Raw genomic sequence first — 10,748 nt, 5'->3', positions numbered from 1 at the left:
AGGGAAGCTGGGTTGTTAGACATTTCTAGCAAATAGGTGTTACTAAGTGGTGCACTTTTGCACTGCATTCTGGTGCATTTTTGGATTGCACTTGACATTATTTCTCATAATAAGATTTGCAATAATATTAAGAATAGTTTGAGTCTTTCCTGTTCCAGGGGGACCTTCTATCACACTTATTTGATTTAACAAAGCTTTTTGAACAGCCTTTTCTTGACTTAGATTAAAACCAAAAGGAAATATTACGCTTTCTTTGTTTTCATTAGTATCTATTTCTGAAGCATTTAGATATTTAGATAAAACACTTTTTTCACTAATAAATGTCATTTTATCATAGCTATTAAATAAAAAATCATTTTCTTCATCAACACTCTTTGATAGTTCCTTTAAGTACTCTAAAATATTTTTTGAGTTTTTATTTGTCAAGCAATTTTTTTCAAAAGTTAAACGAGAAGATTTATAAGTATTTTTTCTTCCATTTTGATAAAAAATCCTAAAATATAGTTTGAAACTTTGAATTTTAATTATATTTGAAAGGAGTTTCCCATCTAAATGCAATATATAGTCAGATGGGTCCAATTCTTCTAACAATTCAAGTTGTACTACTCTGTGTTTTTTATATTTATAAACTGTATCATTAGTTATAAATTTAATATTTACATGATCACTTTGAAAATTTAGTTGTTCTATATCTTCTGTTTTATCTTTATTATCTATAACTATTAAATATCTGTTTTTATCCATTATTTCTCAATATATCATTCATCATTTTATTTACATACTCCTATTTAAATATAACTTAGGCTTGCTCATCTGGTGGAGTTAAAACACTTGGCTTGTGTTTTTTAAGCCAAAGTGATTTGGGGCATTGGATGCCTTTTGTGTAGAGGGGCTTGGAGAGGTTCATATTAAAATAATTTATCATAAGAATTTTGTAAATTAAAAAAGTTTCTTAATATAATATTTCTTACTTCATCTAATGATAAATTCCACAATACACTTAAATAATAATAAACATTTAAATTTTTATAAGGTATATCATTAATAAAAGGTGCATCAGTTTCAACTAATATTTTATTTTTTGGGAGTTTTGAAATAATATTTTGTCCTTTTTTACTTTTACACATATTACTATTTATCGAAAAATAATATCCACTATCTAAGATTTTATTTAGTGTACCAATTTTTCCACTATACCAATGAAAAATAGCTTTTTTAATATCATATTGAATTAGCATATTAAGAACTTCATCTTCTGCTTGAGTACTATGTAAATTCAGAATTTTATTTTGATTTCTTACATTTTCTAAAATAAATTCAAAGACTTCAATCTGTTCTTCTTTTGATTTGCTAGCTCTTTTAGAAAAATCTAAACCAACTTCTCCAATAAATTTTGTTTTATCAATATTTCTCAAAAAAAGTTTTTTTTCTTTTTTTAAATCATAATCACTTTCTAAACAATGAAAACCTAAAGATGGATATATATATTTAAGTTGTTTAACATACTCAAAAGTTTCATTAAATTGTGAAGGTAAAGTTGTCACATAAATTGTATGTGTTCTTGTTTTTTCACATTCTAATGCAATGTCTCCTGCATTCTTAAAAAAATTTATATGACAATGTGTGTCTATTAAACTAATTGACAACTAAACAATCCTTTTATTTCATCATCTGCTTTATCATTAATATACTGTTTTATTTCTGCATAGCCTCTTAAAAGCATATCTGTAACTTCTTCAATATCATCAATTTTTGCCATTAATTTTATTTCTCTTTTTATTTCAGCTCTCGTCAAATTTTTATTTAAGAAATATGCTAATGCTAATAAATCTAATCTTTTTTCATGAGAATAAATGTTTATATCTTGACTCATTAATCTATGACCATAATCTGTACATCTATCTAAACTATTATTAAACTTATGAATTGATGCCCTTCTAATTGTACATGGAATACAGTATCCACAATTCAAACTATTTCTGTTATACCAATTTACAGTATGTCCTCCACCATGAGAACAAGATAAAGTTTTAGTAGCTAGTCTTGAAATTAAATCTGTATTTCTATTTTCAACTAACATTTCACCTTTTGTTTTTAATAAATACGGGTTGTTTATTTGAATATTTTGCCCTAATAATATTAATGACTCTTCAAATTTTTTAATAAAATATGGATGCATTGTTTTTGTACTATTAGAACAAGTTCGGGAAGGAGTTAAAGGTAAATTAATACTAATTACACCATTTTCAGGAGTAACTATTTCATTAATATTTAAATTAATTGCATGAAATAATGCTATACCATGAAATAATATAGAACGACCTCTTGTTGTACCTTCATGTTCAATGTCATCTTCTGTATAAACATGAAAAGAGGATTGCCTTATATTTTTTGTTGGATACTCATTTCTTATTTCATTTAATAATTCACTATGTAAAGTTGATGGTGCACCATGTCCATCTACATGAGAAATCAATAAAATATTATCTGTTTCATCAATTAAGTTTATTGCTCCTGCAAGAGAATCCAATCCACCCGAAAATAAACATATTTTTTCTACATTTATATTTAGAGATAAAGTCTCTTCTCTTTCAAAATATGAAATATCTTCTAATTCCCTAAAATTAAATATCCAATTATCACTAGTTAAAAAATCAATTGCTTCTTTTAAAATATCTTTTGCACTATTCCATACAAAAACATTACTAACAGGTATTTCAACCTCAATATCCCTACTCCAATTGTCAAAAGTATCAGTTCGTTGAATAACTTTATCAATCGCATAAATAATAGATGTAAAATATAGTACATCTAAACTTGAATTTGTAGGATTAGAAATAATACTATCGAAACAATCATATGGATTAATAATTAAATCACTCTCATATTCATTGTTAATATTAAGTCTAAGTGTTAATAAACAATCTTTTCTATCTAACTCTTCAATAGTAACTTTAAACATATCATTCTTCCTCTAATACTTCTAAAATATCTTTTAAGATTCCTTGAACAAAATCTGATCCCTCTTGACTACTAAAATCTATCCCTTCAATATTTCTATTACATTGTATTCCAGAAATTTTAGTACTTATTGTTTCTTTAACTATTTCTAGTATTTCTTCTGCATCAGATTGACTAGTTTTTAAAGTTCTATCTTCAAAAAATATTCTACAAAACAATTCATAAATATAATTCTCATAAAAACCACAAACTAATTCTTTTGCTTTTTCTGTTTGAATTACATTTGACAAAATATTCTCAAGTTCTTCTTCATTAGTTATTTCATTAAATAAATTTTCCATAACTGTCTCAATAGCCTTTGATGCACAAGCACTATCAGAATCAATTGCAGGTGTCAAAAAGAAATCTATAAATAATTCTTTAATTTCATCTATAGTTTTACCTTTAATATTGATACCTCTAGATTCAACAGCCTGTTGTAAACCATTTTTAGATATGTCACTGAAAAATGAACCTAATCCTTGAACTGTATTTCTAGCTGTTGATGATTTAAAAGATAAACTACTACCTCCCCCTGTAGGTATACTTCTTGGTTTATTATAAGATGAAAAGTTTTCGGCACCACCAATTGCCTTTACAAATTTACTTACAACCTTTGTATTTTTTTCAGGTTTTTCAATTAACTTTCCCATTTGCCTTTTTAAAGTATCCCAAGGACTTCCTTTTCCTTCTGGTGGTTCATAACCTTTTGATGTTCCCATTTTAATTCCCTTTCTCTAAATATTTAATAGCTGCATTTTTCAATAAGCCTTTTTCCTTTTTACTATAATTAACTATTATTTCATCTACTTTATCACTTAAAGACACTTCTTTCTGTTTAATATTGTTTAGTCTATCAATCAAATAAATTAATTTCTTAACTTTTTGATAAGGAAGGGCTATTACAATATTTAAATACCTATCATGAAAATCAATATTATCAATTTGAATAGTTAGTTGATGTAAACTACTGAGAAGTTCTTTAAGACTTGGAGTTATATTTATTTCATTCTCATATAAACTGAAGATTTCTGATAATTCATCATAACTAAGACTTTTTGCGCTCTCTAAGCTTACTCTTACTTCTGTTTCTTGAGTTGACTTTAATCCCTTATAAATTTTTTGAAGAATTGGACTAACCATATGAACATCAGACAAAGTAGATTCTGTTTTATCTCTAAATAACCAAAAATAATTTCTTAAATCAGTATCAGAAAGTTTAGGTTCTATTTTTATCCAACTAACCATTTGTGGCGTTTGCCACTCTTGAAAGGAATCATTAAAAGGATTCTCTTCTCCATTACAAAAGACTTTTTCTAATATATTTATTTCAGGAAAAAAACCATTATTTTTTGATTGAAATTCATTTAATTTTTTAAACAATTTAGTATCAAAATATTCAAGAAGCATTAATTTTATTAAAATAAAAATATCAATATCCAATTTTGCAACACTTGCCAACTTTGTTCTTAAAATAAAAGTATTCAAAAATCTTTTTGTTTGTCTTGGATTACCTTTTAAAATTGTAGTAATCATTTGACTCATACTATGAGATAGATTTAAAAGACTACTTAAAGAAGGTTTGTCATCAAAATTAATTTTTTCTTTTATATGTCCATAAGAATATGCAGAATAAAAATCAGATTGTTTAAAGCTTTGATAATCATCATATACTATTTTAAAATCATCTTCTTTCAACTGTGTTTTACAAAATAAAAGATTATTATAAGTTTCAATTTCAGATAATGAAAGTTTTGGTAATCTATAAGGGATTTGAATTAACTTCTCAATATAATCTGTAACTATTTGTTTAGAATCTTGTAAATAATCTGAATCACTATTTAAAGTATGTAATTTCAGATGCATTGAAATAGAATGTTTTATTATTCTCTCATCAGCACCAATTACAAAAGCTGTATTAGGTACAGATAAGAACAGCTTTATAGCTTCTAATGTTTCAATAACACGTTCAGGCATACACCTATCTAAATCATCAATAAATATAACCACACTCTCATAATCAGTTAAATTGATTAATTCTTCAAAATCTTTTCTAAAAGTTTTTATTGTATTTTTAGATGTGTTTTTTTGTTCATCTTTTATATATTCATTAAGTTTAGATAAATCTGCAGTTTCTAATTCATCAATTTTTTCTTTGTTCAACATACTAAAACCTGCTTCAATTACACTACCTACTCCACCTGTAGCAATAATATCTACAACATTTTTACCATATTTTTTAATACCATCTTTTGCTAGTTTCATATAATCAACTCTTGATATTAAACTCAATATTTTCTTTTTTGCTGTTTCACCTAAAGTTTCATTCCTTGACAGTTCTAATAAAATATTTTCAAGAAGTGAAATTTTCGCGTCCTCGTAGCTTTCAAAAAGCCAACTATTAAAATAAATTGTTAATACTTTTTCATCATCTTCTAATTTTTGCTCAAGTATTTTCATAATACTAGATTTTCCACTTCCCCAATCTCCAAATACACCTATTGTTAGAGGTAGTAAATTAGGACTTGTTACATATTCTTTTATTAAATCACAATGTACTTCGTAATTTAAAAAATCCTCTGTTGTTTCATTATCTGCCCACATTATATTCCTTCTAATTTAAATCCAAAACACTCGTCCCATCACCCTTAGGCTCAACCTTTATCTGTAATGGAATTCGCTCTTTTAGTGCTTCCACATGGGAAATCACACCTACCATTTTTCCTGAACTTTGTAGCTGATTTAGTGCATTTAGTGCTAGTTCTAGGCTATCGCTATCTAGTGTTCCAAACCCTTCATCTAGGAAAAGTGAATCTATACTTATCTTTTGGCTTGCTAGGCTTGATAGTCCTAAGGCTAAAGATAGACTTACTATGAAGCCCTCACCCCCTGAGAGTGTGTTCACACCTCTTACTGCGTCTCCTTGGAAGCCGTCAATTATCTCTATATCTAAGAGTTTGTTTGACTCTGTGTTTCTTTGGAGTTCATATCTTGGGCTTAAGATTTCTAGGTGTTTGTTTGCTAGGTAGATTAGTTGGTCTAGGGTTATACCTTGGGCAAATTTGGCGAACTTGTCCCCTTGGCTTGAGCCTATCATATCGTTTAGTTTTACCCATACTTGGAAGGCTTGTTTTTTCTTTTCAAGTTGTTTTATTTTATCTTCGGATTTTTTTATATTTTGGGTATTTATCTCTAACTCTTTTGAGATACTTCCTATGGTTTCTTGTAGTTGGTCTATTGTGCTTTGTAGGTTTTGTAACTCTTTGTTTATATCATCTTTGTTTTGATTTGTAGGGTTTATCTCTTTTTCTAAGAGTTTGTGTTCCTTTAGTTTTTTGTTTGTGTCTGTTTTTAGAGTTTGTTTTTGTGTGTATTTCTCTTCTATGGTTTTGCATAGCTTTGTTAGGGTTTCAAACTCTTCTTTTGGTAAATTTGCTTTTTCAAACTCCTCTTGTGAACTAAAGCCATACTCTACTAAAGCTTTTTCAAACTTCTCTTTTATGAGTACTAAGTTTTGTTTGTCATCTTCTTGTTTTTTGTTTAGTTGGATTATCTGTTTTGATAGGGATTCATCTTTTGATTTTAGACTTGAAAGATGGTTTTGTAAACTGTTATATTGTTTTGAAACAGTGTCCAAACTCTCTTGAATATTTTTCTCAAAAGCTTCTAAATCTTCTATATCTAAGATATTTTTGCTTTGGGTTTGAAGCTTTGTTATCTCTTCTTTTAGTTTTGTTTGTTCCTCTTTTAACTCTTTTATAGTGTTTATGCTTGTGTTTATCTGCTGTTGTTTTTGCAGCTCTTTATTTAAAGATGTTTGTAGAGACTCTTTTTTTGCTTGTAAAGACTCTTTTTGCTCTCTTAAAGTTACATACTCTTTTAACTCATTTTCGCAAAATTGTATTTGTTCTTGGAGTGTGGCTTTTGAGTCTTCTTGTACTTTGAAATCATTTGTTTTAAAGTACTCTTCTATTTGCTCTTTTGTAGTTTGTTGTTTTTGTATTTCTAGGTTTGAGCTTTCAAGTTTTGAGCTAAGTTTTGCTAGGTTTATTTGAGCCTTGTTTAGTTCACTGTTTTGCTCATAAGAAAAGCTTTCTTGCTCTTTTATTTTAGCTGTCGTTTTGTCTAAGTCAATATTTAAAGAGTGGTTTATATATGGATGCTCTTTTGAGCCACATAAAAAGCACTCTTGCCCATCTTTTAGTTTGGCTCTATCTTGCTCATAGTTTTTGATAAGAAGCTCTTTTTCTCTTGTTTGTTTTAGAGAGTTTAGAGTTTCGTTTATTTGGTTTATTAGTTTTGTTTTTTCTTCGTTTAGTTTTGTTTGTGATTCTATTTGTGTGTTGTATTCTTGTATTTTATTTTGCTCTTGTGTGATTTGAGTTTGTAATGTTTCATAATCACTTAAGGCTTTTAGAAGTGTTTCTATCTCTTTTAGTTTGGCTCTTGTATTTTGCTCTTTTTGGTTTATATCTTTTGTTTGGGTTTCTAGTGTTTTGTATTGTTCTATTATAGTTTCTAACTGCTCTTTTTTTGTGTCTAGATTTGAAGAGAAATTTTTATATAGATTATCCATCTGTGATTCATCATTTAGAAGTGTTTCAAAAGCTATCTCAAAATGATTTGCCAACTCTTGTAGGTGTTGTGAGATTTTTTTGCTCTTTTCTATAAATAGTTGGTTTTTACCATCGCTTTGTGTTTTTATAGTTCTTAGTTCTTTTAGTTTTTTATAGTTTTCATTGTATGTTATTTGCTCTTTTTCAAGGCTTTGTTTTGAGAGTTTGAACTCTTGCTCTTTTGTTTGGATTTGTTCTTTTAACTCTTTGTCTTCTTTTTGCAAAGACTCTAAGCTTTGTTTATCATTTGTGATTGTGTTTATTAGTTGATTTTTCTCTTGGTTCAAAGCTTGTATTCTTATAGCTTTGTTTGCTAGTTCTAGCTTTGTAAACTGCTCTTTGTTGTCCTCTTTTTCTTTGCTTATTTCTTCAAACTCTTGGTTGTATTTTTGGCTATCTGCTTCTAGTTTAGTTAGGTTTTCTAGATAGTTTGATAGTTTTTTTAGTTCTGTTTCTTTTTTATCTAATTCTTGCTTTTCTTTTTTGTTTGTTTCTAGTTGTTTAGTTTTTTCTTCCGCTATGTTTGGTTCTAGTAGTTCTATACTTCCTAGTGCTATTTCATCTGCTTCTATCTCTTTTTTCTTGTGTGAGTATGTTTCATAGATACTTTGAGAGATCTGTTTATAGATATATGTTCCGGTGATTTTTTCTAGTAGGTTTGAACGCTCGTTTTCTTTGGCTTTTAAAAAGGCATCAAAACTTCCTTGGGCTAACATCATAGATTGTATAAATCTATCAAAATCAAGCCCTGAAATTTCTTCTACAACCTTTGGTACTTTTGAAAGATAAGATTCTAGTATTTTATTTGTTTCAAGTTCTACTATCTCCATCTTTGCAGATTGGAAGTTTCCATTTGGATTTTTTCTTGCTCTTTTTTGCGCCCAAGAACTTCTATATATTTTGCCTTTTATCTCAAACTCAACTTCACATAAACACTCACCAGTATGTCTACTCATCAAGTCATTTGGGTTAGTTAGTCTTGCTGTTCTTCCATATAAGGCGCAAGTGATTACATCAAGAATTGTACTTTTTCCTGCTCCTGTTGGTCCAGTTATTGCAAAAAGAGAAACATCATTTAAAAACTTTTGGAAGTCTATTTCAAACTCACCTTTTAGGGAGTTTATATTTAGTAGTTTTACTTTTAGTATCTTCATTAGACTTGCTCACTTTTTTGCTCTTCATGAAGATTAGAGACCACTTCATTAAAAGTTTGTGATAACTGCTCTTTAAACTCACTATTTTCTATCTCTTCTAAGTCTAGTCTTTTTTCAAAAACCTCTTGCACACTTAGTTCATCTAAGCTTATAGCTTTTAACTCTTTTGCACGGAGTTGTTTTTCGCTTTTTTCTATCTTCACGGCTAGGATTGTTAACTCTAATTTTGAAGCTAATTCTCTTATTTCTGTATTTGCAAACATTGGGTTGTCATCTTTTATATGAACTTCTATCCAAGTAGATTTATCTTCGATAGCTTTTAACTCTTTTTTTATAGCTTCCAAATCACCTTTGATAACTTGTAGTTTTCGCATTTGTGGAATTTCTAACTCTTCTACTTTTACATTTTCATCTGCACTATTATTTATAGTTACTAGATTTACTTTTTGAGTATTTTTAGACTCACTAAAACTAAGTGGTATTGGAGAACCTGAGTATCTTACATGCTCATTTCCCACGGTTTGATTTATATGCAAGTGTCCTAAAGCTACATAATCAAACATACTAGCTAAATAATCCCCACCAATATCAAGTGTTCCACCTATGTAAATATCTCTTTCACTTTCACTTGTGCGACCGCCTACAGTTGTCAAGTGTCCCATAGCTATGATTGGTGTGCTCTTTGTAGAAGTGTGGTCTAGTTCTTTTGCTTTGTTATAGGCCTTTTCATAATAAGCCTTGATACCATTGTTTGCAAGTTTTTCTTTGTCACTTACAGTTTCTCCACCAAGTGATTGTCTGATAACACTATCTCTTAAAAAAGGAACTGCACAAACTATTGCTTTAGTCTCTGCATTTTCTATAAGAGGTTCTTTTATAGGTATGATTATATTTTCATCTTCATCGCCATTTACTACCACATGTACATTTAGTGCTTCAAGTAGTTGCTTTGGTGCTTTCAGTGTAGAAACGCTGTCATGATTTCCAGCTGTTATGATTGTGGTGTTTAAACTATTTACTTGTGATAATTGTTTTAAAAAGTTGTAGTAAAGTTCAAGTGCATAGTTTGGTGGTGTTCCTGTATCAAAGATATCTCCTGATACAAGTAATACATCTATATTATTTTCTTTTATTGTATTTAAAAGCCAAAACAAAAAAGCTTTGTGCTCTTCTATTCTGCTTTTGCCCATAAAGTTTTGACCTAAGTGCCAGTCTGATGTGTGTAAAAATCTCAACTTTTTCATTATTAAATTATAATTAAACTTTGTTTTATTTTATATCCAATTATAAAATTTTATTATTTATTTATAATTTCTGTAACTTTTTGAATTATATTTTTACAACTTCTATTTTTAATTTAGCAAGATTAAAAAGTATAATTTATCAAAATATTTATAACCTTAATAAGATTAGTATGATTTAACAAGAGTGAAAGTTTATGATTTTCACTATTAAAAACAATTTAATTAGACTTAAAAAAATTCTACTTAACAGACAATATTTTATTATTTATAGTATAAATATTTTAAATTATTTATTATTTATTTTACTACTAATAGATAAATATGTATAAAAATTGTCTAAAATTTAGATATTTATTAAGATATGCTTTTTTAAATAATGTAAATAAAAAAATCTTGCTAATCAAAATCTACTAAATTTTATAAAAAATGAAAAATTTCAAAACAAATAAAAGAACTTAAAATACAACTAATATGAATAAATATAAGAAAAAAAAGGGTATAGTACAAACCTATTAATGCAAATACATGATTTTTAGAAAATAAAATTTAAATTATAAAAGTCAAAAATAAATGTGTATATACAATTACAATAAAGTGAAAGGATTAAAGATATGCAGGTTTTTCATAATCCAGGTCTTGATAGTATTATAGATAACTGGGAAATTAGTTTAATTTTTTTTGTTGCAATTATTTTAATATTTTTTATATCTAGAAATAAAGATAAAAAATAGAAT

General features: G+C 27.7%; 7 protein-coding genes. All 7 read right to left on the bottom strand.

The window, feature by feature from the left end; translation table 11 throughout:
• Positions 1-42: 42 nt before the first annotated feature.
• On the bottom strand, positions 43-744 hold the full coding sequence (locus tag ACTCCZ_RS12855; protein WP_079580110.1) for an AAA domain-containing protein: 702 nt from the start codon (positions 742-744) through the stop codon (positions 43-45).
• A 164-nt stretch (positions 745-908) separates the two neighbouring features.
• Complete coding sequence (locus ACTCCZ_RS12850; protein WP_079580111.1) at positions 909-1,646, bottom strand: TatD family hydrolase; 738 nt, start codon at positions 1,644-1,646, stop codon at positions 909-911.
• Positions 1,631-2,962: a Qat anti-phage system QueC-like protein QatC gene (gene qatC, locus ACTCCZ_RS12845; RefSeq protein ID WP_079580112.1), complete on the bottom strand. Its 1,332-nt coding sequence runs from the start codon at positions 2,960-2,962 to the stop codon at positions 1,631-1,633. The genes ACTCCZ_RS12850 and qatC overlap by 16 nt, the downstream gene beginning before the upstream one ends.
• Position 2,963: 1 nt before the next feature.
• Positions 2,964-3,722, bottom strand: coding sequence for a hypothetical protein (locus ACTCCZ_RS12840; protein WP_079580113.1), 759 nt, complete (start codon positions 3,720-3,722; stop codon positions 2,964-2,966).
• A 1-nt stretch (position 3,723) separates the two neighbouring features.
• Complete coding sequence (locus ACTCCZ_RS12835; protein WP_079580114.1) at positions 3,724-5,604, bottom strand: KAP family P-loop NTPase fold protein; 1,881 nt, start codon at positions 5,602-5,604, stop codon at positions 3,724-3,726.
• A 10-nt stretch (positions 5,605-5,614) separates the two neighbouring features.
• Complete coding sequence (locus tag ACTCCZ_RS12830; protein WP_079580115.1) at positions 5,615-8,770, bottom strand: AAA family ATPase; 3,156 nt, start codon at positions 8,768-8,770, stop codon at positions 5,615-5,617.
• Entirely contained in the window at positions 8,770-10,005 is a 1,236-nt protein-coding gene (locus ACTCCZ_RS12825) for an exonuclease SbcCD subunit D C-terminal domain-containing protein (RefSeq protein WP_079580116.1), read from the bottom strand. Before ACTCCZ_RS12825 ends, ACTCCZ_RS12830 begins: the two co-directional genes overlap by 1 nt.
• Positions 10,006-10,748 lie beyond the last annotated feature (743 nt).

The organism is Malaciobacter sp., assembly GCF_055140965.1.
The sequence above is the reverse complement of the archived record's forward strand: the minus strand, read 5'-3'. Positions and strand labels throughout refer to the sequence as shown.

Excerpts from the sequence above, each read along its gene's own strand:
- ACTCCZ_RS12855 (WP_079580110.1), bottom strand. The coding sequence starts at position 744 with ATGGATAAAAACAGATATTTAATAGTTATAGATAATAAAGATAAAACA.
- qatC (WP_079580112.1), bottom strand. The coding sequence starts at position 2,962 with ATGTTTAAAGTTACTATTGAAGAGTTAGATAGAAAAGATTGTTTATTA.
- ACTCCZ_RS12840 (WP_079580113.1), bottom strand. The coding sequence starts at position 3,722 with ATGGGAACATCAAAAGGTTATGAACCACCAGAAGGAAAAGGAAGTCCT.
- ACTCCZ_RS12835 (WP_079580114.1), bottom strand. The coding sequence starts at position 5,604 with ATGTGGGCAGATAATGAAACAACAGAGGATTTTTTAAATTACGAAGTA.
- ACTCCZ_RS12830 (WP_079580115.1), bottom strand. The coding sequence starts at position 8,770 with ATGAAGATACTAAAAGTAAAACTACTAAATATAAACTCCCTAAAAGGT.